Origin of the sequence: Streptomyces sp. A2-16, assembly GCF_018128905.1 — a bacterium.
Lineage (GTDB): Bacteria > Actinomycetota > Actinomycetes > Streptomycetales > Streptomycetaceae > Streptomyces.
In genome coordinates this window covers 9,660,634-9,685,150 of the sequence record NZ_CP063808.1, presented here as the reverse complement: position 1 = coordinate 9,685,150, position 24,517 = coordinate 9,660,634, and the positions used below count along the sequence as shown (strand labels likewise).

The 24,517-nt window shown below is 71.6% G+C and carries 22 protein-coding genes and 1 tRNA gene; 7 read left to right on the top strand and 16 right to left on the bottom strand.

The window, feature by feature from the left end; all coding sequences use genetic code 11:
• Positions 1-515 precede the first annotated feature (515 nt).
• The 7 genes from pheA to IOD14_RS43525 form a co-directional block, all read right to left on the bottom strand.
• Positions 516-1,448 (bottom strand): prephenate dehydratase, encoded by a 933-nt coding sequence (gene pheA, locus IOD14_RS43555; RefSeq protein WP_123990319.1) that lies wholly within the window; start codon positions 1,446-1,448, stop codon positions 516-518.
• 68 nt (positions 1,449-1,516) lie between these two features.
• Positions 1,517-2,794: an iron uptake transporter deferrochelatase/peroxidase subunit gene (efeB, locus tag IOD14_RS43550; protein WP_212673135.1), complete on the bottom strand. Its 1,278-nt coding sequence runs from the start codon at positions 2,792-2,794 to the stop codon at positions 1,517-1,519.
• Between the two features lie 8 nt (positions 2,795-2,802).
• On the bottom strand, positions 2,803-4,743 hold the full coding sequence (locus tag IOD14_RS43545; protein WP_212673134.1) for a copper resistance protein CopC: 1,941 nt from the start codon (positions 4,741-4,743) through the stop codon (positions 2,803-2,805).
• A gap of 13 nt (positions 4,744-4,756) precedes the next feature.
• Entirely contained in the window at positions 4,757-5,209 is a 453-nt protein-coding gene (locus IOD14_RS43540; RefSeq protein WP_212673133.1) for a copper chaperone PCu(A)C, read from the bottom strand.
• Positions 5,206-5,862, bottom strand: coding sequence for an SCO family protein (locus tag IOD14_RS43535; protein ID WP_123990315.1), 657 nt, complete (start codon positions 5,860-5,862; stop codon positions 5,206-5,208). The genes IOD14_RS43540 and IOD14_RS43535 overlap by 4 nt, the downstream gene beginning before the upstream one ends.
• A 77-nt stretch (positions 5,863-5,939) precedes the next feature.
• On the bottom strand, positions 5,940-6,674 hold the full coding sequence (locus IOD14_RS43530) for a YcnI family protein (RefSeq protein WP_123990314.1): 735 nt from the start codon (positions 6,672-6,674) through the stop codon (positions 5,940-5,942).
• Positions 6,675-6,846: 172 nt separating this feature from the next.
• The gene (locus IOD14_RS43525) at positions 6,847-7,695 is read right to left on the bottom strand and encodes a hypothetical protein (protein ID WP_212673132.1); all 849 of its coding nucleotides are present in this window, start codon (positions 7,693-7,695) and stop codon (positions 6,847-6,849) included.
• Between the two features lie 230 nt (positions 7,696-7,925).
• On the opposite strand from IOD14_RS43525, the gene IOD14_RS43520 reads away from it, so the two are divergent.
• From IOD14_RS43520 to IOD14_RS43510, 3 genes are all read left to right on the top strand, one after another.
• Positions 7,926-8,369 carry an ATP-binding protein gene (locus IOD14_RS43520; protein ID WP_212673131.1) on the top strand — a complete coding sequence of 148 codons (444 nt, stop codon included), beginning with the start codon at positions 7,926-7,928 and terminating at the stop codon, positions 8,367-8,369.
• 88 nt (positions 8,370-8,457) lie between these two features.
• A complete protein-coding gene (locus IOD14_RS43515; RefSeq protein WP_212673130.1) occupies positions 8,458-9,477 on the top strand; it encodes an intradiol ring-cleavage dioxygenase in 1,020 nt (339 codons plus the stop codon).
• Between the two features lie 8 nt (positions 9,478-9,485).
• Positions 9,486-10,319 carry a triphosphoribosyl-dephospho-CoA synthase gene (locus IOD14_RS43510; protein WP_123990310.1) on the top strand — a complete coding sequence of 278 codons (834 nt, stop codon included), beginning with the start codon at positions 9,486-9,488 and terminating at the stop codon, positions 10,317-10,319.
• A 6-nt stretch (positions 10,320-10,325) separates the two neighbouring features.
• Here IOD14_RS43510 and IOD14_RS43505 read toward each other — a convergent pair whose 3' ends face one another.
• From IOD14_RS43505 to IOD14_RS43490, 4 genes are all read right to left on the bottom strand, one after another.
• Positions 10,326-11,690 (bottom strand): MFS transporter, encoded by a 1,365-nt coding sequence (locus tag IOD14_RS43505; protein WP_249126227.1) that lies wholly within the window; start codon positions 11,688-11,690, stop codon positions 10,326-10,328.
• Positions 11,691-11,700: 10 nt separating this feature from the next.
• On the bottom strand, positions 11,701-13,083 hold the full coding sequence (locus IOD14_RS43500; protein ID WP_212673129.1) for a PLP-dependent aminotransferase family protein: 1,383 nt from the start codon (positions 13,081-13,083) through the stop codon (positions 11,701-11,703).
• A gap of 85 nt (positions 13,084-13,168) precedes the next feature.
• Positions 13,169-14,629, bottom strand: coding sequence for an aminopeptidase P family protein (locus tag IOD14_RS43495; RefSeq protein WP_212673128.1), 1,461 nt, complete (start codon positions 14,627-14,629; stop codon positions 13,169-13,171).
• An 89-nt stretch (positions 14,630-14,718) separates the two neighbouring features.
• On the bottom strand, positions 14,719-16,230 hold the full coding sequence (locus tag IOD14_RS43490; protein WP_212673127.1) for a PP2C family protein-serine/threonine phosphatase: 1,512 nt from the start codon (positions 16,228-16,230) through the stop codon (positions 14,719-14,721).
• Between the two features lie 452 nt (positions 16,231-16,682).
• Here IOD14_RS43490 and IOD14_RS43485 point away from each other — a divergent pair, with 452 nt between their 5' ends.
• Entirely contained in the window at positions 16,683-17,348 is a 666-nt protein-coding gene (locus IOD14_RS43485; protein ID WP_123990306.1) for a bifunctional DNA primase/polymerase, read from the top strand.
• Positions 17,349-17,404: 56 nt separating this feature from the next.
• A complete protein-coding gene (locus IOD14_RS43480; RefSeq protein ID WP_123990305.1) occupies positions 17,405-18,019 on the top strand; it encodes a hypothetical protein in 615 nt (204 codons plus the stop codon).
• Positions 18,020-18,263: 244 nt separating this feature from the next.
• Here IOD14_RS43480 and IOD14_RS43475 read toward each other — a convergent pair whose 3' ends face one another.
• From IOD14_RS43475 to IOD14_RS43465, 3 genes are all read right to left on the bottom strand, one after another.
• Entirely contained in the window at positions 18,264-19,229 is a 966-nt protein-coding gene (locus IOD14_RS43475; RefSeq protein ID WP_123990304.1) for a DUF5926 family protein, read from the bottom strand.
• Between the two features lie 154 nt (positions 19,230-19,383).
• Positions 19,384-20,019: an ATP-binding protein gene (locus tag IOD14_RS43470; protein WP_123990303.1), complete on the bottom strand. Its 636-nt coding sequence runs from the start codon at positions 20,017-20,019 to the stop codon at positions 19,384-19,386.
• A 58-nt stretch (positions 20,020-20,077) separates the two neighbouring features.
• A complete protein-coding gene (locus tag IOD14_RS43465) occupies positions 20,078-20,905 on the bottom strand; it encodes a glycerophosphodiester phosphodiesterase (protein WP_123990302.1) in 828 nt (275 codons plus the stop codon).
• Between the two features lie 257 nt (positions 20,906-21,162).
• Here IOD14_RS43465 and IOD14_RS43460 point away from each other — a divergent pair, with 257 nt between their 5' ends.
• Together IOD14_RS43460 and IOD14_RS43455 are read left to right on the top strand one after the other, a co-directional pair.
• A complete protein-coding gene (locus IOD14_RS43460) occupies positions 21,163-22,674 on the top strand; it encodes a trypsin-like peptidase domain-containing protein (protein WP_212673126.1) in 1,512 nt (503 codons plus the stop codon).
• Between the two features lie 58 nt (positions 22,675-22,732).
• Positions 22,733-22,817, top strand: a tRNA-Ser gene (locus tag IOD14_RS43455).
• Positions 22,818-23,356: 539 nt separating this feature from the next.
• Here IOD14_RS43455 and IOD14_RS43450 read toward each other — a convergent pair.
• Positions 23,357-23,881 carry a DinB family protein gene (locus IOD14_RS43450; protein ID WP_123990300.1) on the bottom strand — a complete coding sequence of 175 codons (525 nt, stop codon included), beginning with the start codon at positions 23,879-23,881 and terminating at the stop codon, positions 23,357-23,359.
• 50 nt (positions 23,882-23,931) lie between these two features.
• Positions 23,932-24,363 carry a hypothetical protein gene (locus IOD14_RS43445; protein WP_123990299.1) on the bottom strand — a complete coding sequence of 144 codons (432 nt, stop codon included), beginning with the start codon at positions 24,361-24,363 and terminating at the stop codon, positions 23,932-23,934.
• Between the last annotated feature and the right edge of the window lie 154 nt (positions 24,364-24,517).

Below are 24,517 nucleotides of genomic sequence, written 5' to 3'. Positions count from 1 at the left end.
GTGCGGGGATACGGCCCACGACTCACTATTGCCGGACGTGCCGAATCGTGGCTTACGTTCCGTTATGGGGGAATTGCGGAGGGTGTCAATGAAAAGCACCCCGGCCCCCCGGAACGAAGCAGGCGCGGGGAGTCGGGTTGACTCGACTCCCTTGTGGAGAGCGGGACTTGGTGTGCCGTTGTCCACAGGAATCCACATGCCTCGAAAAGTTATCCACAGGGTGTGCGGGGGATCTGTGGATTTCGGAATTGATCACTCCGAAACCTGGGGATCACGCCATGGATTCCCGGTGCAAACCCATATTTACCCCTACTTTCGAGTGGAAAGTGGTCACTCCAAAGGGTTACGCAAGGGAAAAGAATGGACGAAGGGTGACCTGCGCGCGTGTGGACACCGGAGGGGTCTGTAGGCCGATTTGTCGACAGGGTCGCCCTCCGGTGTCGACTTGTCCCCAGGTCGAGACGCGCACCTGTGGACAACTCCTGTGGATAACTAAAATCTGCAGGTAAGACAGGTCAGAATCGCCCGTCCTGGCACCGGGCCACCCAGTCCGAGGCCGCCATGAACTCCTCGTCCGAGGTGCCCGCCAGCGGGGCTCCCAGCTCCGCGGGCCCCTTGTCCGCACGAGGGTACGAACCGAGGAAACGCACCTCGCGGCAGATCCGCTTCAGCCCCATCAGGGCCTCCGCCACCCTTCGGTCGGTGATGTGACCCTCGGCGTCGATGCAGAAGCAGTAGTTGCCGATGCCCGTGCCCGTGGGCCGGGACTGGAGCAGCATCAGGTTGATGCCCCGGGTGGCGAACTCGCCCAGCAGGTCGCGCAGCCCGCCCGGATGGTCGTCGCGCTGCCACAGCACGACGGAGGTCTTGTCGGCGCCGGTCGGTGCGGCAGGCCGGGCGGGGCGGCCGACCAGCACGAACCGCGTCTGAGCGTTCTCGGCGTCGTGGATCCCGGTCTCCAGTGCCTCGAGGCCGTACCGGGCTGCCGCGAACTCGCCGGCGAAGGCCGCGTCGTACTGGCCCTCCTGGACCAGCCGGGCCGCGTCCGCGTTCGAGGCGGCCGACTCCCAGTGGACGTCCGGGAGGTTCTTCTTGAGCCAGTTGCGCACCTGCGGCTGGGCGGCCGGGTGCGCGGAGACCGTCTTGATGTCCGTCAGCTCGGTGCCCGGCCTGACCAGCAGCGCGAAGGTGATCGACAGCAGCACCTCGCGGTAGATCATCAGCGGGGCGCCCGCGACCAGTTCGTCGAGGGTGGTGGTGATGCCGCCCTCGACGGAGTTCTCGATCGGCACGAACGCGGCCTCGGCCTCACCCGCGCGTACCGCGTCCAGCGCGGACTGCACCGACACGTACGGGATCAGCTCACGGGTCGCCGTCTCGGGAAGCGTCCGCAGCGCGACTTCGGTGAAGGTGCCCTCAGGGCCGAGATACGCGTAGCTCGCTGGCATGACCTCACCCTAATGGCCCTTGTGGAGCGCAGCCCGCCCGTCTCACGACCGGGTGAACCCGCGCGACCTCACCCCTCCAGCAGGCCCTGCCCCACGTACTCCCCCTCCGCCGCCCCGCCCGGCACCGCGAACAGACCGCTCGACTCGTGCCGGATGTACTGGGACAGCGCGTCGCCGCGGTCGAGCTTGCGCTGGATGGGGACGAAGCCGCGCAGCGGGTCGGCCTGCCAGCAGACGAACAGGAGCCCCGCGTCCGGCGTCCCGTCCGCGTCGATGCCGTCGTGGTACGAGAAGGGGCGGCGCAGGATGGCCGCGCCCCCGTTCTGGTCGGGCCGGGTGATCCGGGCGTGCGCGTTGATCGGGACGGCCAGGTCCCCCTTCGCGTCCGTCTTCTCCAGGTCCATCGCGGTCGTCTCGGTGCCCCCGGACAGCGCGGCCCCGTTGGCCTTCCGGCGCCCGATCACAGCCTCCTGGGACCCGAGCGTCAACTTCTCCCAGTCGTCCAGCAGCATCCGGATCCGGCGTACGACCGCATAGGAACCGTTCGCCATCCACGCGGGCGTGCCGGACTCCGGGACGAAGATGCGCTGGTCGAAGTCGGGCTCGCTCGGCTTCGGATTGCGGGTGCCGTCCAGCTGGCCCATAAGGTTGCGGGCCGTCATGGGGTGGGCCGTGGCCCCCGGCGTGCGGTTGAAGCCGTTCATCTGCCAGCGGACCTTCGCCGCGCTGCCTGCGTCCTTCTGGATCGCGCGCAGGGCGTGGAAGGCGACCAAGGCGTCGTTCGCGCCGATCTGCACCCACAGGTCGCCGTTGCTGCGGGCCTTGTCGAGCTGGTCGGAGGAGAAGTCGGGCAGCGGGTCGAGGGCGACCGGGCGCTGCTTCTCCAGCCCGGTGCGGGCGAAGAAGCTGTGCCCGAAGCCGAAGGTCACCGTCAGGGAGGACGGTCCCGCGTCCCGGGCGACATCCGTGTCGGCGGAGCCCACAGGCTCCCCCGCCATCACCCGCTTCGCCGTCTCCGACCAGCGACGTAGCAGCGCGGCGGCCTCCTTGCGGCCCGCGCCCGGCGCGAGGTCGAAGGCGACGAGGTGACCGCGTGCCTGGAGGCCCTCCGTGATGCCGGGCTGATGTTTCACGTGGAACATCACCTCGGTGCTGCCCACCGAGGTCAGCGCAGTGGCCGCGGCGGGCGCGGCGGCGTACCCCACGGCCCCGCCGCCCGCACCGAGGACGAGCCCGGTGGCGCCGGCGGTGCCGAGCAGGGCACGGCGGGAGATGCCCTCGCGCGAAGCGGGACCCGCTTGAGCGGAGGTGCCTTCGTCGACGGCGGGGAGGGACTGTTCAGCCATGGTGCGGTTCAGCCGATCTGCGCGTTCTTGGAGACGGTCGTCTGGTCGATGTCGGAGGTCCGCACGGTCACGGCGACCTTCCAGTCGCCCGCCATGGGGATCTGCACATTGCTCGCCGACCAGTGGCCGGTGGAGATGCGGTCGGGGGTGATGGCCAGCGGCCCGATCTTCTTGGCCTCCAGGGTGAGGGCGACCTTCACCTCGGGGATGTCGAAGGCACGGCCGTTGGGCCGCTGGACGTAGACGTGCATCTCGTTGCCGCCCACGCGGGCGGGGTCGACGTCGACCGTGACGACACCCTTGCCGTCCGTGCCGCCGGTGTCGAAGGACATGTCCAGGGTCACCGCCCCGGACCCGGCCGTCGAGGACGAGGAGGAGGAAGACGAGGAGGCGGCCTTGGCCGCCTTGGCGTCCTCCTCCGTGCGGCCGGGCTCGGTCTGCGTCAGCACGGTCGTGACGGCCAGCAGGACGACCGCGACCCCCGCCTCGGCGAGCACCGAGCGGCGCAGCCCGAACCGGTTCGGATCGGCGTCCCGCGTCCGCTTCTGGCGCGCGGTGTCCATCGCGGCCTGCTGCCGGGCGAGCTGGGCGGCCCGCTTGGAGCCGGGGCCCTTGGAACCACCGGCGTCCGTGGCGTCGGCGGCCGCCTTCTTCGACTTGCCGGTGCCGGACGTGCTCGCGGCCACCCGCTCCTTCTGGGGCGCCCGCCTGCCCTGCCGTACGACGGTGTCGGCCAGCTGGGCCGTCCACCGCCGTGAGATGAACGCGATGCCGACCAGCAGTGCCACCAGCCCGATCTTGACCAGCAGCAGCTGCCCGTACCGGGTCTCGGTGAACGCGGACCAGGAGCCGAGCTGCCGCCAGGACTGGTAGACGCCGGTCGCCACCAGGGCGACGACGCTGCCGAAGGCGACCTGGGAGAACCGTCGTACGGCGGTCGACTCGATCGGCGCGTCCGAGCGGTACAGCGCGACGAGCAGTGCGGTCAGCCCGCCGAGCCAGGCGGCGACGGCCAGCAGGTGGACGACGTCGACGGGCATCGCGATGCCCGCCTGCAGACCGACCGAGGCGTGCTCGGCCATCGCCCAGCTCGCCGCGAGCCCGGCCGCGACGACGGTCCCGCCGATCGCGAGCCCGAAGGTGAGGTCGCGCTTCTCCTCGTCCTCGCGCTTGTCGTACGCACCGAAGAGCACGGAGATGAACAGGGCCGCCGCCGCGAGCAGCAGCAGCCGGGAGACGAGGGCCGCGCCCGCCTTGGTCTGGAGCACGTTCCCGAGCAGGTCCAGGTCGAAGATGTCCCCGACCTTCCCTGAGCCCGTGTAGGAGCCGCGCAGCAGGAGCAGCAGCAGGGTGGCCGAGGTGAGCGTGAGCCAGCCGCCGACGACGAGCCGCTGCATGGGCCGCACTCCGGCGCCGCGCTGCCAGCAGCCGAGCACGAAGGCGGCGCCGCCGACCAGCACGATGAAGCCGGCGTACGACATGTACCGCCCGAAGCCGTACAGCCAGCCGACGACCCCGCCGCCGGCCGTGTCCCCGGAGACCGAGACGGAGGTGACGGAGGGCGCGCCGATGGAGAAGGTGTAGGCGCCGGCGACGGGATGGCTGTCGGCGGAGACGACCTGGTAGGTGACGGTGTAGGTGCCGTCGGGCAGACCGCTGTGGAGCTTCACGGCGTAGGTCGTGCCGCTGACCTCGAACGGCTTGCCCTGCTGTACGGGCTTGCCCTTGGGGTCGAGGACGCGCAGCGAGTCGTTCGACAGGGCGACCTTCTCGGAGAAGGTCAGTGAGACCTGGTCGGGCGCCTTGTCGACCACCACCCCCTGCTGGGGGTCGCTGCCGGTCAGCGCGGCGTGTGCGGAGGCCGGCCCGGCCGTGGTCAGCAGCAGGCCGCACGCGGCCAGGAGCAGCAGTACCAGGGTCCGGACGCGGGGGGCGATGGTCTGCGTCAAGGTGATCCCTCCCTCAGTGTCCGGTCTTCGGGACGTAGGTCGCCGACTTCACCGGCATCTTCACGACGACGGGGTCGGCCTTGGCGAAGTGCAGTTCGACGGTGACCGTCTGACCCTGTTTCGGAGCCTGCTTCAGCTTGTCGAACATCAGATGGTTGGCGCCGCTTTTGAACACGAGTTGACCGTGGGCCGGGACGGCGAGGCGGGAGACCTCCTCCATCGCCCCTCCGTTGGTCTCGTGCATGGTGACCTGGCCGTCGTCGCTGGTGACGGAGGTCAGCTCGTCCTTCGACGAGCCGGAGTTGGAGATGGTCAGGAACCCGGCGGCCATGTCGGCGGAGACGGGCTGCGGGATGTAGGCGCCGGAGACGGTGAGGCCTTCCGGTGAGCCGTCGGAGTCCGAGCAGCCGGCCAGCAGCAGGACGGCCCCCGCCACTACGGCGAGCCCGGCGGAGGAACGGTTCACGGGTTCTGCCCCTTGATGATCTTGGGCAGGTCCTTGGTGTAGTCGTCGACGGTGGCGTCCTCGCCGTACAGGACGTACCCCTGGTCGGTCCTGGGGGAGAAGGCGACGACCTGGGTGCCGTGCACCGAGACGGTCTTGCCGGTCTTCTTGTCCTTGTGGGTCGGCTCGATGGAGATGCCGAGGGTGCGGGCGCTCGCCTGGATGGTGGCGAAGTCCCCGGTGAGGCCCACGAACTGGGTGTCGATGCCCTTGAGCCACTTGCCGAGCTCGGCGGGGGTGTCGCGGGCCGGGTCAGTGGTGACGAACACGACGGTGAGCTTGTCCTGCTCGGACTTGGGCAGCTGCTTCTTCGCCACGGCGATGTTGTTCATGGTCAGCGGGCAGATGTCGGGGCAGTGGGTGTAGCCGAAGTAGATCAGCGTCGGCTTGCCCTTCGTCTCCTTGCGGAGGTCGTACTTCTCGCCCTTGGTGTCGGTGAGGACCAGGTCCGGCTTCTCGAACGGCTGGTCGAGGACGGTGGCCGCCTTGTCCGAGCCGGCCTCCTCCGAGACCACGGAGACGGGCGAGGAGCTGTCGTCACCGCTGCCGCAGGCGGAGAGGGTCAGGGTGGCGGCGGCGACCAGCGCGGCCGCGGCGAGCGTCTTGTTGCGCATATCAAAAAGTCCCAGATGTAAGAATTTCGGTGCGCGCCGGGGCCCTTCGACCCCGGCGCGCTTCCCGCGGAACAGGGTCAGGCGTCGCTGCGCCGACGGCCGGCGAGCACGCCGTAGGCCACGCCCAGGGCGCCGACGACGATGCCGACCACGCCGAGGACGCGGGCGGTGGTGTCACTGCTGTCGCCGGCGACCTCGGTGGTGGCGGCGGCGTTCTCGGTCTTGTCGTCCGCCTCCTCGGCGGCCGTGGAGCCGTGGTGGCCGTCCTCGGAGGCCGCGGACAGGGCGAGCACGGGAGCCGGCGTCTCGGGCTCCTCCGCGCCGTCCTCCTGTACCTCGATCCAGCGCACGACCTCCTTGTTGGAGTACGTCTGGATGGCCTTGAAGACCAGTTCGTCGGCGTCCTCGGGCAGGGCCCCGATGGAGACCGGGAACTTCTCGAAGTAGCCGGGCTGGATGCCGCTGTCCTTGCCGGTGGCGGTCCAGGTGACCTTGGAGACGGCCTCGGTGATCTGCTCGCCGTGCAGCTCGAGGGGCTTGGCCAGCTTGGACTTGGTGACCTCGATCTTCCAGCCGGGCATCGGCTCCGGCATGACCGAGGCGAGCGGGTGGTCGGTCGGGAAGTTGACCTCGAGCTTGGTGGTGGAGGCGTTGTCGCGCTCGTTGGGGACCTTGAAGTCCACGACTGCGTAGCCGCCCTTGGCGGCGGTCCCCTCGGCGGCCACGCTGACGTGCGCGAACGCGGGCGAGGAGAGGACGACGACGGCGCCGGCGGCGACGGCGGCGGTCGCGGCGAGACGAGAAGCCTTCATGAAGAGCACTCCGCTTCGAAAGGGATGTCGGTGAAGAGGGATGCGCGTGCGCACACGCGCGTGCCGCACGACGGCGGCCCCTCCTCCGTGTCCCTCAGGAGCTCAGGAGCTCAGGAGCTCGGGAACTCAGGAGCTCGGGAACTCGAGAAGCGGAGTGGGTGGTCGCGTCGCGTCAGGCGGTGAGAACGAGTGCCGCGGCGGGCGGCGGGCCGCGCCTGATCACCGTGTGCTGGAGTGCCGCGGTACGCGGCCGGGGCGGCGCGAGTGACACGGCCAGCGGGGGGCGCGGTCCGGTCTCGGGTGCCCCCGGCAGCCCCACGCGCAGGGCCCGCACCAGTGCGAGCGCCCCGCGCAGGGACCGTACGAGCGCCCCTTCCGCCACCGAGTGCGCCGAGCACGCGGACAGTTCGACGAGCCTCAGCAGCGCCAGGTCACCACGCCGCAGCAGCCATCCGGCGGCGACGGCGGCGAGGACGTGCGCGAGGACCATCGGCAGGGACGGCCAGACGGAGGAGCCGGCCATGACGTCGGTCGCATGGTGCGCCGCTTCCGTCGCCCCCGTCGTCCCCGTCGTCCCCGTCGATCCCGCCGCTCCCGCCGTCCCGGGGTACAACCGCGCCTCGGTCAGGACCCGCTGGGCCTGTGCCGGACTGATCGCCGCGGCGGTGGTCCCGCACAGCAGCCGCGCGGCCTGCTGGACCAGGGCGGTGTCGGAGGCCGGCTGCGTCGACGACATCGTCATCGTGGCCGTGCCGTGCTGTCCGAGCCCGAACAGCACGTGCAGCACGGTCTGTCCGACCGCGAGCAGGGTCGCGATCCCCGCCAGTGAGCGCTCGCGCCCGGCGAGAGGTGCCACGACGAGAACGGCCCCGACGAACCCCGCGCCGAGCGTCCACAGCGGAACCGTGGCGCAGGAGGCGATCGCGTGACCGGCCGCGGCCAGCACGACGCAGACCGCGGCGAACACCGCGGCCCGCAGAACCCGGAGATCCGCTCCGGAGCGCGCGTGGGGGGCAGTCATGGCGGGCTCATCATCGCACTGGGCTTATGGACGCCATACGGCAGGTCCACAAGATGACGTACGGGGTGTACGCCCGGAAGGTCACTTAAGCGACGAGCTGCCCCACATACACCGCCGGTTGCCGCCGGCGCATCCCCCATATGGGCGGCATCACGTCAAGGATGTGCTTACACCGGGGCACGCGCGGCAATACGTAACGGTATGTCGAGCCGCGGCCAGGAGGCTGGAGCATGAGCATCTGGTGGTCACTCCATCTGCGGCGCGAGGCTGCGAGCGTTCCGCTCGCCCGGCGCCTGCTGCTCGGCACCATGGAGACCGCGGGCGTCGACCCGGACGTCTCCTACGACCTCTCCCTCGCCCTCAGCGAGGCCTGTGCCAACGCCGTGGAGCACGGCGGGGAGAGCGGACCGCAGGACCCCTCGGCGGCCTACCGGGTCACCGCCTACCTCGACGGCGAGAAGTGCCGAATCGAGGTCACCGACTCCGGACCGGGCTTCCCGCCCGTGCGGCCGCCCCGCCCCACGGCCACGGAGGCGGAGAACGGCCGCGGCCTCTGTCTCATCCACGAACTCGCCGACCACGTCCAGATCGGCAACAAACCGGGTCGCGGTGCCGTGGTGAGCTTCGACAAGATCCTCAAATGGCGAGAGGACGCACCGCTGATGGCGGTGTGAACCCGGGGCTCCGGTTTTCCCGGCATCCTCAGGTCGCGCACAGCCTGCCCTCAGGGTCCTGACGGACGGGACTCGTACGTTCCCGGTCATGACGGGAACCCACAGGAACTCCACCATCACCCGACGGCGTGCCCTCGTGGTGACCGGCGGGACGGTCGCGGCCGGCGGGCTCGCCGTCGCCGGCTACCGGTCGGCCTTCGCCGACACCGCGGACGGCGTCACGGACACCACCACGGACACCACCACGGACACCAACGGGGCGACGGCCACCGGAGCGTGCATGACGCTCATGTCGAGCGTCACCGAAGGCCCGTACTACCTCGACGGTGCCCTGGTCAGAAAGGACATCACCGAGGGCAAGAGCGGGGTCCCGCTGACGCTGCGGCTGACCGTCGTGGACGCCACCGACGGCTGCACCCCGGTCAAGGGCGCGGCCGTGGAGATCTGGCACTGCGACGCCTGGGGCTACTACTCCGGCTACACCACCGCCAACCCGGGCGGCTCCGCGCCCGCGGAGAGCGAGGACGGTTCGACCGCGAACGACGACACCTACCTGCGCGGCTACCAGATCGCGAACGCCAACGGGGTCGTGAGGTTCGAGACGATCTTCCCCGGCTGGTACACCCCGCGCACCTGCCACATCCACGTGAAGGTGCACACAGGCGGCGAGAAGGAGGACGGCACCTACGAGGGCGGCAAGGTCAACTACACCGGCCAGCTGTTCTTCGACGACACGGTCGCCGAGGAGATCTTCACGCTGGAGCCCTACTCCCGGCACTCCGGCAGCTACACCACCCTCGACGACGACATGGTCTACGACGGCGGCGGCGCGACCAGTGGCCTGCTCACTCTCAAGGCCGTGCACAAGGCAGACCCGTCCAAGGGCTACAAGGGCTCCCTGGCCCTCGCCATCGATCCGGACGCCGAGAACACGGGCGCAGGCAGCGGCGGAGGCGGCGAGGGCGGCACACCCCCGAGCGGCGCCCCGACGGGCGAGCCGCCGAGCGGCACCCCGACGGGCGAGCCCTCGAGCGGCACCCCGACGGGCGAGCCCCCGAGCGGCGCCCCGTCCGAAAGCGCCAGTCCTTCGGCCTCCGCGTCCTCGTAGGCACGGCCATGAGCAGCAGTGAGGACGAGGCGCTGGCTCTGGCCGCCGTGGACGCGCTCACCGGCCAGCTGGCCCTGGCCCCCAAGCCGGGCCTGCCCGACCCGCGCGACCTCGGCGCCCGCGCCACGCGCGCGGACCACTGTTCGCTGCGCTGGTCGGCCAAGGCTCTCGCGCCCGGCCTCGCGGCGATGGCGGCCGCGGCCCGCCGTACCGGCGAACCCACGCCGGGGCTGCGCGCGGAACTGGGCGCGATCGGCCGGTGCACCGAGCACTCGGTGCGCCTGGCCGGCGGCGGCCACCGCGGGGCCCTGTGGACCCTCGGCCTGCTGGTCGCCGCGGCCGCCCTCGACCCTGGGGCGCGGTCCAAGGACGTGGCCACCACCGCCAAGAAGATCGCCGCGCACAGCGACAAGCGGGCCCCGCGCCGGCCTTCCCGCGGCTCCTCGGTGTCGGCGAAGTACGGCGCGGCGGGCGCCCGGGGTGAGGCGCGGGCCGGATTCCCGCACGTACGGCGGGCGTTGGACGCGCTGACCGCTTCCCGCACGGCGGGCGCCGGTGAGGCGGAGGCCCGCCTGGACGCCCTGCTCACCGTGATGTCCACCCTCCAGGACACCGAACTCCTCTACACGGCGGGACCCTTGGGCCTGCGCCATGTACAGGCGGGTGCCCGCGGGGTCCTGGAGGCGGGTGGTACGACGACCGACGCGGGGCGCGAGGCCCTGCGCGCCCTCGACGCCGACCTCCACGCGCGCGCGTGGAGCCCCCGTGGCAGCGCGGGGCTGCTCGCGGGGGCTCTGTTCGTGGACTCGCTCACGGCGACGGCCGCTCCAAGGGCGCTCTGACCTCGGCTAGTTGACGAGCACGGGCGCCTCGGCATCCCTGTCCGAGGCATCCCTGTCCGAGGCGCCAGCCTCCGATGCGTCCCCCTCCGAGGCGCCCCGCTCCCGGGAACCCTTGTCCGGGGAGCCCTTTCCCACGGAGCCCTTGGAACCCTGGGAACCGTTTCCCGTCGAGCCGGGGACACGGCCGGCGGCCCGCCTGGTCGCCGGCCCCATGGCGTACGACGCCAGGAGCGTCGCCCCGCCGAGCAGCAGCCATCCCGGCGTGCCCCACTCGACCAGCAGCGTCGTCAGCACCAGCGGGCCCAGTGTCCGGGCCACCGTCACCCCGGTGCCGAAGAACCCCTGGTACTCGCCGACCCGTTCGGCCGGAGCCAGGTCGAAGGAGAGCTGCCAGGACCCCGCCGACTGCCCCATCTCGGCCACCACCTGCAGCACGGCCCCGACGACCAGCGCCCCCACGGCCACCCACGGCGAGGCCCCAGCCGACAGCGCGAACACCCCGCAGGCCGCCAGCATGACCCACCCCGACCGCCGCACCGCGCGCGTGGCCGACGCGAGCCCGGTCACTCCGCGGGCCATCCGCACCTGGAACACCATCACGGCCCCGGTGTTGAGCACGAACAGCGCGGACACCAGCCAGGTCGGAGCCGCGGTCCGCTCGGCGATCCACAGCGGGATCCCCAGGCTCAGCAGGGGCATCCGCAGCAGCAGGACGGTGTTCAGCAGCGTGATCACGGCGTACGGCCGGTCGCGCAGCACACCCGGGCCGTGACGGCTGTCCACGGGCACGCGGGGCGCCACCGACGGCAGCCGCAGCAACAGCCCCGCACACATCACGAAGCTCACCGCGTCCACCGCGAACACCCCGAGATACGCCGCCCGCGTCCCGGCGTGCAGCGCCAGTCCGCCGAGCCCCGCTCCCACGGCCAGCCCGGCGTTGAGCGTCGCCTGGAGGTGGGCCAGCAGCCCGGTCCGCTCGCCGGCGGACACCAGCCCGGCGAGCAGCGCCTGCCGGGCCGCGGCGAGCCCCGACTGCGCGGAGGCGTAGGCGCAGGCCGCCAGGACGAACGGCACGAAGTCCCGCACGACCAGGAAGGACGCCACCGCCAGCCCCGTGGCCAGCGCCAGCAGCACCGCCGTGCCGCGCGCCCCGCGCCGGTCCGCGAGCCGCCCGAGGGGCACGCCCACGACCGACCCGACCGCCCATCCGACGGTCAGCCCGAGCCCCACGCGCGCGGGGTCGAGCCCGACGACGTGCGTGAAGTAGAGCGCCGATGTCACGTAGTAGGCGCCGTCGCCGACGCTGTTGCTCAGCTGGGCGAGCGCCAGGACACGTTGCGGCCCCGCGGGCGGGACGAGTGAGTTCGTCATGAGAACGACACTAGAAGCGCGGTGGACCGCTCGGCAGACCCAATGGAGACCTCTGGGAGTGGCCCAATTCCAGCACCCGGACCAGTGCCTCCAGAGCCCCGGGATACGCCCCCTCGCGAGGCGTCCCGTACCCCACGACGAGCCCCTCACGAGGTCCCGCCGCATGCCAGTGCTCCCGCAGGGACCCCACCGCGAGACCCTCTGCCGCGGCCCGCGCCAGCACCGCCGTCTCGTCCTCGACCTCGACCAGCGCGTGCAGTCCGGCCGCGATCCCCTGGATCCGCCGGCCCGTCCCCAGCCGCTCCACGAGCCGGTCCCTGCGCCGCCGGTACCTGAGCCGGCACGCGCGCACGTGACGGTCGTACGCATGGCTGCGGATCAGTTCGGCGAGCGCCAGCTGGCCGATGGTCTCGGTGCTGTGGTCGCTGTGCAGCTTGGCGTCGGCGACGGGGGCGACGAGGTGCGGCGGCAGCACCATCCAACCGAGCCGGAGCGCGGGTCCAAGTGTCTTGGACGCCGTCCCCAGGTAGACGACCTGCCCCGGCGCCATGCCCTGGAGCGCCCCGACGGGCTGCCGGTCGTACCGGAACTCCCCGTCGTAGTCGTCCTCGACGACCAGGGCCCCACGCGCGCGTGCCCAGTCGGTCAGCGCCCGCCGCCGCGAGGGGTGCAGGGTCACACCGGTCGGGTACTGGTGGGCGGGAGTGACGACGACGGCCGCGGGCTCCCGCAGGTCGTCGACCTCGACCCCCAGTTCGTCCACCCGCACCGGCACCACCCGCCCACCCGCCCGCCGTACGACATCGCGGTGGAAGGGCAGCCCGGGGTCCTCCATGGCGACGGTCCCGCCGTCCAGGACCCGCGTGAGCAGCGCGAGCCCCTGCACGGCCCCCGAGGTGACCAGGATCCGCTCGGGCGGCGCGACCACTCCCCGGGCCCGCCCGAGGTACTCGGAGAGGGCGGTGCGCAGCTCGATCCGGCCCAGGGGATCGCCGTAGTCGTACGCGGAGACCGGCGCGGCGGCGACGGCCCGCCGTACGGCCCTGACCCAGGCGGCGGCGGGGAAGGCCCCGACGTCGGGACTGCCGGGCCGCAGGTCGAAGAGCGGCGCACGCGCGCGTGTCGCGCTTTCCGGCGACCGGGTCTCGGCCGCGGGCAGCGGAGCGACGACCGTCCCCGACCCCTGCCGAGCGGTCAGATAGCCCTCGGCGATCAGCTGGTCGTAGGCCGCCTTCACGGTCCCGCGGGACACCCCCAGCTCCTCGGCGAGCCGACGGGTGGCGGGAAGCCGGGCCCCAGGAGCCAGCCGCCCACCGCGCACGGCATCGCGCAGAGCCCTCTCGAGCCCGGCGCGACGCCCTTCGGCGGAGTCGGCGTTCAGATGCAGGTCCACCGGACCCGCCCGGGGAGCGGGGCCGTGTCACTGTGCGGCTCCGCCGCGTGGGCGCGAGGGGCCACCGCGCACCCGCAGCCGGGACTCAACTCTTGAGGCCCGCCATCCAGGCCTCGACCTCGTCGGACTGCCGGGGCAGACCGGACGACAGATTCCGGTTCCCGTCGGCCGTCACCAGGATGTCGTCCTCGATCCGCACCCCGATGCCCCGGTACTCCTCGGGCACGGTCAGATCGTCGGCCTGGAAGTACAGCCCGGGCTCGACGGTCAGCACCATCCCCGGCTCGAGGACCCCGTCCACGTACGACTCCACCCGCGCGGCAGCGCAGTCGTGGACGTCCATGCCCAGCATGTGCCCGGTGCCGTGCAGCGTCCACCGCCGCTGCAGGCCCAGCTCCAGCACCCGCTCCACGGGCCCCTCGACCAGCCCCCACTCCACGAGACGCTCCGCGAGCACCCGCTGAGCCGCGTCATGGAAGTCCCGGTACTTCGCGCCGGGCTTCACGGCCGCGATCCCGGCCTCCTGGGCGTCGTACACGGCGTCGTAGATCTGCTTCTGCAGGGCGCTGAACCGGCCGTTGACCGGCAGTGTCCGCGTCACGTCGGCCGTGTAGTAGGTGTGCGTCTCGACACCCGCGTCGAGGAGGAGCAGGTCACCGGAGCGCACGGGTCCGTCATTGCGCACCCAGTGCAGCGTGCAGGCGTGCGGCCCGGCCGCGGCGATCGTGCCGTAGCCGACGTCGTTGCCCTCCACGCGCGCGCGGAGGAAGAACGTGCCCTCGATGTAGCGCTCGGAGGTGGCCTCGGCCCGGTCGAGGACCTTCACGACGTCCTCGAAGCCGCGCACGGTCGAGTCGACGGCCTTCTGGAGCTCCCCGATCTCGAACTCGTCCTTGACGAGGCGTGCCTCGGACAGGAAGACCCGCAGCTCCTCGTCCCGCTCGGCGGTGACCTTGTCGGTCAGCGCGGCCTCGATGCCGGCGTCGTGGCCGCGCACGACCCGCACCGGACCGGTGGACTCGCGCAGCGTGTCGGCGAGCTCGCGCACGTCGGAGACGGGGACGCCGTACAGCGTCGAGGCCTCGGTCAGCGAGTGCCGCCGCCCGACCCACAGCTCGCCCTGCCCGGACAGCCAGAACTCGCCGTTCTCGCGGTCGGAGCGCGGCAGGAGGTACAGCGTGGCGGTGTGGCCGCCGGAGACGGGCTCCATGACGAGCACGCCGTCCTCGGTCTGGTTGCCCGTGAGGTAGGCGTACTCGACGGAGGCCCGGAAGGGGTACTCGGTGTCGTTGGAGCGGGTCTTCAGATTGCCCGCGGGGATCACCAGGCGCTCACCGGGGAACCGCGCCGACAGGGCGGCACGGCGGGCCGCGGTCTCGGCGGCCTGCGCGATCGGCTCCAGGTCGTGCAGCTCGGTGTCGGCCCAGCCGGACTTCATGCTCTCGGCCAGCTCGTCGGAGACGCCCGGGTACAGGCCGTTCTTCCGCTTCTTGATCGGCTCTTCGGACTCAGTCTCCGGGGTCTCCGGGGTGAGCTCTTCGGCCACGGTCATCCTCCTACGAAACGGCACTGGACCCCCACCATCGTACGGTCGTACGGAAGGGGGCCCAGGGGCCTTGGGCCTGTTACACCCTGCTACTCGAAGTGCGCGGCCAGCAACACGACGTCCTCCTCGGAGTCCGCCTCGTCAAGACCCTCCGGCAGCACCGTCCGCAGCACGTGGTCGGCGACCGCGCCGGGGTCGCCGCGCAGCGCCTTCGGCACCCCGGCGGCCGCCGCGTGCAGTCGGGCGAAGGCACGGTCGGTGGGGTCGCCGGTGCGGTGCAGCAGTCCGTCGGTGTAGAGCAGAACCGTCTCTCCGGGTTCGGCGCTCAGCTCCACGCTCGGCGCCTCCCAGCAGGCGAGCATGCCGAGCGGCGCGGACACGGAGGTCTCCACGAACTCGGTGCGCCGCTCGCCGATCAGCAGTGGCGGGCAGTGCCCGGCACCGGCCAGCGTGATCTTGCGCAGGGCGGGCTCGCAGTAGGCGAACAGGGCGGTGGCGGAGCGGGCCGGCTCGGTCAGCCGGAGCAGCAGCTCCAGGTCGGACAGGACCGCGACCGGGTCCTCGCCCTCCATCACGGCGTACGCCCGCAGCGACGCCCTGAGCCGTCCCATCGCGGCGATCGCGCTCGGGCCGCTGCCGGTCACCGAACCGACCGCGAGGCCCAGAGCCGCTTCCGGCAGGGGCAGTGCGTCGTACCAGTCGCCGCCGCCGCGCGGGCCGGTGCGGTGCCGGGCGGCGAGCCTGACGCCGGCGACGCGGGGGAGCCGGGACGGCAGCAGCTCCTCCGCCATCGTCGCCATGCACGCGCGCGTGCGCTCGACCTCGAGGAGCCGGGCCAGGTGCTCGGTGGCGTAGCGGACGTACAGGCCGACGAGGTGGCGCTGGCGTTCGGAGGGCTCGGCGGGCTCGTCGTAGAGCCATACGGCGGCGCCGAGGCGGCCGGCGTCGTCGGTGGCCAGGGGGAGCGCGTAGCAGGCCGCGTAGCCGAGGCGGGCGGCGACCTCGCGGTGACGGGGGTCGAGGCCGTCCTCGGCGAGCAGGTCGGGCTGGGCGATCTCGCCGTCGCCGCCCGGCAGTCCGTCGAGGATCCTGCCGTACGACATCGCGCTGCGCGGCACGGTCTCGATGTGCCCGAGGTCGGCGCGGGCGAGTCCGAGGCCGATGGTGGTGTCGGGGCCGAGGCGGTCGTCCGGTTCGAGGACGACCAGTCCGCGCCGGGCTCCCACCAGGGCGGCTCCGGCACGCAGGAGTTCCTGGAGGGCCTCGGACAGCGCGTCCGTGCGCGCGAGGCGTTCGGTGAGTTCGTGCAGGGTCGTCAGGTCGGAGACCCAGCCGGCGAGCCGGTCCTGGAGCAGGGCGCCGGGTGCGTTCGGCGCGGGGACCGCGGAGGTGCCCGGGGCGGCAGGCGCGGGCGCGACAGTGTGTGCGGGTGCGGGAACCGTTGAATCGATTCCAGCCACTTTCGAAGGGTGAGGGGCGTTCATGTCGTCCGGCTTTCCGACCGGTGCGTATTGCTCAAAAGCATCGCAAACCCCCATGTCATTCTGCGCCGCTAGCAGTGTCTCCACATGTACACGCACTCGTAAGGGGATGTCCAGCATTGTCCTGCTGGGATTCCTGGTGTCCGTGGGTAACCGGTGGAGGGTGGGTCGATGGGCTAAGTTGGCTCAAAACTGCCTCGGGTTACGGTGTATTGAGGTCGACTGGCCTTGCTCCACAGAGCGTCACAGCGGTCGTGATGGGTACGTACTCGGTAAGGACCAGGGGTGGTGCGCAACCACCCGGAACCTGGTGACCGACCCGGGCGTCTTAGCCACCGACGACCGAGCCCCATCCTCCCGTGGTGGAGGCGGAGAGAAATACGCGCGACGGCAAAACGCCATACTTCGCCACCCCCCGCCACGCCCTTGTTTTTGATAGACGCAGTATGGGGTTCCCCTTGTCTCGGACAAGGGTGTGATGCGCCAACAGGTACGCACAGTGAAGTGATCGACACATGGTGTGATGTGGTCCACGGTGTTGCCAGCGGTGCAACGGAAAGGAACGAGCGCTCATGCGCGAGATCCTCGGAAGGCGACGCAGGCTCCTGTCCCAGCGCAACGACGGAAGGCCTGAATTGCTCGGCGCGGCCCTGACCTTCGCGACGGAATGGCAGTGGCCCGTACTCCCGGGCGTGGCACCGGACCCGGAGGGCCGGGCCCGCTGCGGATGCCCCGACCCGGAGTGCACGGTCCCCGGCGCCCATCCGTTCGACCCGGGCCTGCTCGCGGCCACCACCGACGAGCGCATGGTGCGCTGGTGGTGGACCAACCGCCCGGCCGCACCGATCGTCCTGGCCACCGGCGGCAGCGCCCCCTGCGCGGTCAGCCTGCCGGCCCCGGCGGCCGCCCGCGCCCTGGCCACCCTCGACCGCGAGGGGATGCGCCTGGGCCCGGTGGTCGCCGCGCCGACCCGCTGGGCGATCCTCGTCAAGCCGTACTCCATGGAGCAATTGGGCGAACTGCTGTACGCCCAGGACCACGTACCCGGATCCCTCCGCTTCCACGGCGAGGGCGGCTATCTCGCCCTGCCCCCGTCCGAGACCGGTCACGGCGGCATCACCTGGGAGCGCGCTCCGCTTCCCGGCTCGGCCTCCCCGTGGGTCCCCGACGTCGAGGCCGTGGTGGACGCCGTGGTCGAGGCCCTCACTCGTACGGGTGTGAGCGCACCCGAGTTGTAGGGGTGTCCGGCGCGGGCGGAACCGGCTGCCCGCGCCGGGTCGTTATCGTCCGCTTCATGAACCTTCGTCTGCTTGCCCTGTCGGGTGTCGTGGTGTGCGCGGTCGCGCTCCCGCTGGCCGTGGCCTCCGCGGGACAGGTGGGCGACGGGGGCCGTACGGTCGTACGCGATCTCGTACGTCCGGCCACGGCGCCCTCCGCCGGGCCTTCCGCCGGGTCCGCCATGCCTCCCGCCGAGTCGTCCCCGGTACGGCCGTCCGCGGCCGATGACTACAAGGCGCCCCTCGCCGAGGCCGGGCGCTCCCCGCTGCTGCTCGGCCTGGGGCTGGCCACCGCAGCGCGCTGCGGTCCCGAACTGAGCTCCCCCGACGGCGTCGAGGCACAGACCTGTGTGCTCACTCAGGGCGAGCAGACCTGGGCGCGGACCTACTACCGCAATGCGACCGGCGCGGCGCTGGACGCCGTGCTCAGCTTCCTGGAACCCGGCGGACGCACCGTGCAGTTGCGGTGCGCGGTCGGCGCCGGGGACGAGCCGGACAGTTGTGAGACGCCCCGGGAGCGGACCCTGGGGGCGCCGGCCGACTACACGGCGGTCGCGGAGTTCGCCCGGCGGGGCAGCGGACCGCTGCTGCTGCGGGCCGGGAGCAACTCCGGTGAAATCACGGGCAGTTGACGCGCGGCCGCGTTCCGTAAAGCGTCCGGGACACAGAAAGACCCGGTTGCTGGCGACGGGGGATGCACCAGCAACCGGGCTATTGGAACCGTAACAAGAGATCCGCCGTTCGCAAATTCGACCGTGACGCTCCCTGGCTTATTCGGACACCTATTCTCCTTCTCCTGGGGGGAGTTGTGAGCGGAGCCGGTCGTTCCGTGAAGCCTCGGTGCGGCTGACCGACCGGTCAGCCGCACCGGCGTCGTCAACTCAGCGTGACCTGGCGGTTGGTGAGACCGCCGCGTGCGCGGCGCTCGTCGGCGGTCAGCGGTGCGTCCGTGGCCAGAGCGCCCGCGAGACGTTCGGCGAACTCGGCGGCCGGCTTCTCGACGTCCTCCGCGGTGACCCCGCTCGGCAGGTCCCAGACCGGCACGGTGAGGCCGTGGGCACGGAAGGAGCCGACGAGCCGGGTGCCCTCGCCGAGGCTCGACCGCCCGGCCGCGTGCAGGCGCGCGAGCGCGTCCAGAAGTTGCTCCTCGGGGTGGGGCATGACCCAGCGCAGGTGGTTCTTGTCCGGCGTCTCGCACCAGTAGGCGGCGTCGACTCCGGTCAGCCGGACCGTCGGGATCGCCGCGGCGTTGGCCCGCTCCAGGGAGGCGGTCACCTCGGGCGTGGCGTTCTCCGCGTCCGGGATCCAGAACTCGAAGCCCTCGTGCACAACTGGCTCGAACGCGCCTTCGGGATCGAGCAGATCCTGCAGGCGCGGACCGTCGGCGGGAGCGCGCCGGCCCTCGACCGGGGTGCCCGGAGCCGCCGTGAGCGCGCGCTGGAGGGTGTCGGCGAGGTCGCGGCTGATGTCGCCCGACGCGGTGTCGTTCTGCAGACCGAGCAGCACCGAGCCGTCGTCGCGGCGCAGGGCGGGCCAGGCCATGGGCAGGACCGTGGCCAGCGTGACCGACGGGACGCCCTCGGGGAGGCCGCTCTTGAGGGTCAGTTCGACCGTGGCGGCGGGGACCAGCTCGCGCAGGGCCACCCAGTCGCCCTCGCCCGCGAGGCCCTCGAAGGGGCGGTGCACCAGCTCGGTCACGGCCTGCGCGGCGGCCCGGCCGTGGCAGGCCTTGTAGCGGCGGCCGCTTCCGCACGGGCAGGGTTCGCGGGCGCCGACGACCGGGACCTCGCCATCCGTGATCTGCGGGCGCTTGGCCTTCGTCTGAGGTCGCTTCTTGGCCATCGTGGCTGTCTCCCGGTTACGGCTCGTCTCGTACGGGCGCGAGCCTAGCCGCTTGCGACTTGGCCGACGGGAGCCTGTGGACAACCACCGGCGTGTGCGTCACGAACACGCGGTCCAGGTCGCCCCGGTCCGAGCCGTCCGGGCCGAGGCCGCCTCAGTCCAGGTCGTCGTACGCGTCCGAGAAGTCCAGGTCGGGTATCGCGACCGACGGGGCCACGACTCGCTTGGCGAAGTCGTCGCGGCGGCGGCCGGCGTCCGGATCGTGCACGTCCGCGTGGACGATCACCCAGACCGTGACCTCGCCCCGGGCGTCGTCCCTGACACCCCAGTCGTCGGCCAGCGCGGTGATGATGTTCAGCCCGCGGCCGCCGTGCGCGGTGACCGAGGGCGTGGCCGGAGCCGGGCGGGTGGGCCCGCCGCCGTCCGTCACCTCGACCGTGAGTCTGCCGGCCGCGTCCACCCGCCAGGCGGCGCGGACGTCACCGTCCCCGGCCAGGGCGTCGCCCAGCGGCCGGCCGTGCTTGCACGCGTTGCTCAAGAGTTCGGAAAGAATCAGTACGGCGTCGTCGATGACCGATTCCGTCACGCCACCCCTGCGCAGTTGCACGCGCATACGGTGCCTCGCTTCCCCCACGCCCGCAGGGCCATGGGGTACGGCCATGCTCGACGACGTGGGCACCTCCTGTGCCACCACAAACGCCACCCCCGAGACCTCCTTCGCCCCACGCCACGGTGTGGATGCCCCATTGGCCTGTACCGGAAACCGGCCAATCACGTTCCGCCGACGCATTCGTAACCGTCGAACACGCACCGAACGCGCCGGGGCACACCCTGTGACGGAGGGGACGTCAGCGGCCCAGCCGGTCGAGCACCGCGCGCGGGCGGTTGGTGATGATGGCGTCGACGCCCAGCTCCACGCAGAGGTCCACGTCCTCGGGTTCGTTGACGGTCCACACGTGCACCTGGTGGCCCGCCCGCTTCAGGCGCTCGATGTAGCCGGGGTGGTTGCGCACGATCCGGATCGAGGGGCCGGCGATGCCCACTCCGGCGGGCAGCCGGCCGTCCCGCAGCCGGGGCGAGACGAACTGCAGCAAATAAACCGTCGGCAGCGTCGGCGAGGCGGCACGCACGCGATGCAGCGACCGGGCCGAGAAGCTCATGACCCTGATCGGCGACTCGGCGGCGGAGGCGGGGGCGTCCAGACCGAACCGCTTCAGCAGCACGAGGAGCCGCTCCTCGACCTGGCCGGCCCAGCGCGTCGGATGCTTGGTCTCGATGGCCATCTCCACCCGCCGCCCCGCGTCGGCGACGAGTTCGAGCAGCCGCTCCAGGGTGAGGACGGAGGTGTCCTCCCGGTCCTCGGGCCGGTACACCCAGTCCGGCTCCTCGTCGCGGGTGCGCCAGAACTCCCGGGTCCGGCGCGAACCGAAGTCCAGGGCGGCGAGATCGGCGAGCTCCAGTGCCGAGACCGCTCCGCGGCCGTTGGACGTACGGTTGACGCGTCGGTCGTGCACACACACCAGATGACCGTCGGCCGTCAGGCGTACATCACATTCGAGGGCGTCCGCACCGTCCTCGATCGCCTTCCGGTACGCGGCGAGGGTGTGCTCGGGAGCGTCTTCCGAGGCTCCGCGGTGGGCGACGACCTGAGTCAGCTGCTGTCGTGCGTGGGTCACCGCGTCATGGTGCCACCGCTCGGGGGTACGTGTGCGAACGGAGGCATATGGATTGCGCCTCATTTGTCTTGCATGGCCTATATAAAGAGCAGCCGCGGACCCACAGGCACCGCTTATGGTGCCCTGACGGCCCGTGGGAAAAGCTGACGGCATACAAAAGGACATGCACAGCTGACGCACGCCGGACACCGAGCGGCACTGGCCGAGCGTGACCGAGTGCGACCGACAACCGACAGCCGTGACCGAGGAGAGAAGCTGTGAGCACCGAGAACGAGGGCACCGCGGTACCCCCGGCGCCGTCCGCACCCCCCGTGCCGGTGGACGCTCCCGCGGCTTCGGCGCCCCAGGCCTCCGACGCGGGCGCCCCCACCACCCCGATCCCGCCGACGCCGCCGAACGCCTCCGGCGCCGCACCGGGACCTGAACTGGTGCACGCGGGACCGGCTCCGGCGTACGCCTCGGCGGAGGGCGGCGCCCAGCAGGGCGCGGGCGGCGCGCCCCAGTACCCCGGCCCGGGCCCCGAGGGCGCCTGGCCGCCCCCGCAGAACCCCGGAACCCCGTCGTACGGCGACGGGGGCGCGGGGGGTGCCGGTGGTGTCGGTGCGGGCGGTGTCTGGGGTGCGGGCTACCAGCAGCCCGCGCCGAAGCCGAAGAGCGGCCGCGGTGGTCTCGTCGCCGCGATCCTGGTGGCCGCGCTGGTCGCCGGCGGCCTCGGCGGTGGTCTCGGCTACACCCTGGCCAAGAACAACGACGACGGCTCCTCGACGACCCTCTCCGCCTCCGAGAGCGGCGGCAGCGTCAAGCGGGACGCCGGGACCGTCGCGGGCGTGGCGCAGAAGGCCCTGCCCAGCACGGTCACCATCGAGGCCGAGTCCACCAGCGGCGAGGGCGGCACCGGAACCGGGTTCGTCTTCGACACCCAGGGCCACATCGTCACCAACAACCACGTGGTGGCCGAGGCGGTCGACGGCGGCAAGCTCACCGCGACCTTCCCCAACGGCAAGAAGTACGACGCCGAGGTGGTCGGCCACGCGCAGGGCTACGACGTGGCGGTCATCAAGCTCAAGAACGCGCCGAGCGACCTCAGGCCGCTCACCCTGGGCAACTCCGACCAGGTGGCGGTCGGCGACTCCACGATCGCGATCGGCGCGCCCTTCGGCCTCTCGAACACCGTGACGACGGGCATCATCAGCGCGAAGAACCGCCCGGTCGCCTCCAGCGACGGCAGCGGCAGCAACGCCTCCTACATGAGCGCGCTGCAGACGGACGCGTCGATCAACCCCGGCAACTCGGGAGGCCCCCTCCTCGACGCGCAGGGCAATGTGATCGGCATCAACTCCGCGATCCAGTCGACCAGCGGCGGGGGCCTTGGCGGCACCAGCCAGTCCGGTTCGATCGGCCTCGGCTTCGCGATCCCGATCAACCAGGCCAAGTACGTCGCCCAGCAGCTGATCCAGACGGGCAAGCCCGTCTACGCCAAGATCGGCGCGTCCGTCTCCCTGGAGGACTCCTCGGGCGGCGCCAAGATCACCACCGAGGGCGCCGGCGGCTCCGCCCCGGTCGAGGCGGGCGGCCCCGCCGCCAAGGCCGGCCTCAAGCCCGGCGACGTCATCACCAAGCTGGACGACCACGTCATCGACTCCGGGCCCACCCTGATCGGCGAGATCTGGACCCACAAGCCCGGCGACAAGGTCAAGATCACCTACGAGCGGGACGGCCGGACCCGCACGGTCGATCTCACCCTGGGCTCCCGCACCGGCGACAGCTGACACCCGCCCGCCCCGACCCGTTACTCTGGTCCCCGCGCCACGATCACCGACGGCGCGGGGTGGGTTGCCCGAGCGGCCTAAGGGAACGGTCTTGAAAACCGTCGTGGCGCGAGTCACCGTGGGTTCAAATCCCACACCCACCGCAGGTGAACGGCCCCTGACCAGGAAAATCGGTCGGGGGTCGTTCTCATGAGCCTGTCCGTCAATCACCGTGATTCCCCGCTGATCACCGGCCGATCGGGCACGGCAGGGGCGCGACACCTCGCCGCGCTACCAGGACTCGGCCTCCAGGAACAGCATGATCACCTGTCCGAAGAACCAGATGGAGAACGCCAGACACGCAAGCCACAGCCCCCACAAGACCCAGCGGGCCTCTCGTCGTATGCGCATGAGCGAATCATCCCCCGTCGCGGTCCTGGGCCTGTCACTGGACCACCTCCTCAACCCACCACTCACCCCAGCTTCCATCCCGTCTGCCGTCGACCCACACACCGTGGAGCAGGCGTGGTTCGGGGTTCCCGAACGGGCAAGCCGGCGGTGCACTGCACCACGCATGCCCCCTGCGCGGACCGGCGGCAGCCGTCCGGCGGGGTCTTCAGCGGCTTCCCGATCGCTTTCCGAGCCGCTTCCCCGAGCCTGCGCACCGCCCCGCGTACTCCTACGCCGGCGTGACCACTCGGCGCTACGTCGACGCCCCGCGCAGCAGCCTCAGCTGGCCCGCCTCCGCCGCGTTCTTCATCAGTTCCGCGTTGGCCCAGGCCAGCATGTCCGCGACGGAGTGGGACGGGTCGTTCGGCCAGGGGAAGGGGGCGGGGGTGTCCAGGGAGTCGTCGGTGAGGTGGTCCAGCGCTGCCGTCCAGGACGTGCGCAGGGTGCGGAGCCAGGCGACGGTGGGTTCTCCGGGGCCGGGCCAGTGGACGTCGGTGCGGGCTCGGGGCGGGCGGCCCTCCACGTGGTCGAGGGTCACGCTCCACCACCAGCCGATGTGCCAGGTCAGCCAGGCGATGGTGGGCACGGGGACGGGGTCGGGTTCGGTGTCCGACCAGTCCGGGACCCAGGTGCCGTCGTCGGCCCGGTGGAGCGTCCAGCACAGGGCAGCCGGTTCCCAGAGGAAGTCCTCGGGCTCCAGACGTTCCAGGTGGTATTCGAACAGCGCCCAGGTCAGGTCGAATTGCCGGCGCAGCAGTTCGCGTCGTGGATCGGTCATCCGGCGACCCTGACACGGCCGCCCTGTCCCGGGACACGTGTTTTCCCGGTCTACAGCTCGTAGTCCCGCGCCAGTTGCTCCCAGGCGATCTCCCTCAACCCCTCCTGCGCGTCGCATCCCGACGGCACGCGCGCGTGGGGCTGGAACCAGATGATCGTGAGGTGGCTGCCGTAGAGGATGGGGTCGCGGGACGGTGTCAGGGCCGTGGAGCGGAAGACGCCGACGCAGGCCACGGCCGGAAGCATCTCGACCGGGCCGAAGGCGCCGGGGTAGTGGTCCGGGTACTCGTGCGGGGGCGGCACCAGGTGCACGGGTGCGGTCGGGTAGTCGTGTTCGGCCGATCGCAGCAGGCCTTTGATCCGCAACTCGTTGACGGGTCTGCACGGATAACCGTCCAGCATCCCGCCGTACGTCGACGTCAGGCGCAGCTCCCCGAGGTCGACCCTGCGGCCGGAGGTCAGGACGAGCCGGGACAGGGTCATGATCGGCACTCTGTGGCGCTCCCATGGTGCTGGTGTTACTGGTGATGCCGCTCTGTTCGACTCTTGTTCCAGGGCCGACGCCCCGTCTTGAGTCCTGTTCCAGGGCCGAGGCCTCGTCTCGAGTCCTGTTCCAGGGCCGACGCCTCGTCTTGAG

What these genes read in the sequence shown, in the direction of transcription:
- IOD14_RS43475 (WP_123990304.1), bottom strand. Translation starts at nt 19,229, where the DNA reads ATGGCCAAGAAGCGACCTCAGACGAAGGCCAAGCGCCCGCAGATCACG.
- IOD14_RS43450 (WP_123990300.1), bottom strand. Translation starts at nt 23,881, where the DNA reads ATGACCGATCCACGACGCGAACTGCTGCGCCGGCAATTCGACCTGACC.
- IOD14_RS43510 (WP_123990310.1), top strand. Translation starts at nt 9,486, where the DNA reads ATGAGCAGCAGTGAGGACGAGGCGCTGGCTCTGGCCGCCGTGGACGCG.
- IOD14_RS43485 (WP_123990306.1), top strand. Translation starts at nt 16,683, where the DNA reads ATGCGCGAGATCCTCGGAAGGCGACGCAGGCTCCTGTCCCAGCGCAAC.
- IOD14_RS43525 (WP_212673132.1), bottom strand. Translation starts at nt 7,695, where the DNA reads ATGACTGCCCCCCACGCGCGCTCCGGAGCGGATCTCCGGGTTCTGCGG.
- IOD14_RS43505 (WP_249126227.1), bottom strand. Translation starts at nt 11,690, where the DNA reads ATGACGAACTCACTCGTCCCGCCCGCGGGGCCGCAACGTGTCCTGGCG.
- IOD14_RS43515 (WP_212673130.1), top strand. Translation starts at nt 8,458, where the DNA reads ATGACGGGAACCCACAGGAACTCCACCATCACCCGACGGCGTGCCCTC.
- IOD14_RS43520 (WP_212673131.1), top strand. Translation starts at nt 7,926, where the DNA reads ATGAGCATCTGGTGGTCACTCCATCTGCGGCGCGAGGCTGCGAGCGTT.
- IOD14_RS43480 (WP_123990305.1), top strand. Translation starts at nt 17,405, where the DNA reads ATGAACCTTCGTCTGCTTGCCCTGTCGGGTGTCGTGGTGTGCGCGGTC.
- efeB (WP_212673135.1), bottom strand. Translation starts at nt 2,794, where the DNA reads ATGGCTGAACAGTCCCTCCCCGCCGTCGACGAAGGCACCTCCGCTCAA.
- IOD14_RS43490 (WP_212673127.1), bottom strand. Translation starts at nt 16,230, where the DNA reads ATGCTGGACATCCCCTTACGAGTGCGTGTACATGTGGAGACACTGCTA.
- IOD14_RS43445 (WP_123990299.1), bottom strand. Translation starts at nt 24,363, where the DNA reads ATGACCCTGTCCCGGCTCGTCCTGACCTCCGGCCGCAGGGTCGACCTC.
- IOD14_RS43535 (WP_123990315.1), bottom strand. Translation starts at nt 5,862, where the DNA reads ATGCGCAACAAGACGCTCGCCGCGGCCGCGCTGGTCGCCGCCGCCACC.
- IOD14_RS43470 (WP_123990303.1), bottom strand. Translation starts at nt 20,019, where the DNA reads ATGCGTCGGCGGAACGTGATTGGCCGGTTTCCGGTACAGGCCAATGGG.
- IOD14_RS43530 (WP_123990314.1), bottom strand. Translation starts at nt 6,674, where the DNA reads ATGAAGGCTTCTCGTCTCGCCGCGACCGCCGCCGTCGCCGCCGGCGCC.
- pheA (WP_123990319.1), bottom strand. Translation starts at nt 1,448, where the DNA reads ATGCCAGCGAGCTACGCGTATCTCGGCCCTGAGGGCACCTTCACCGAA.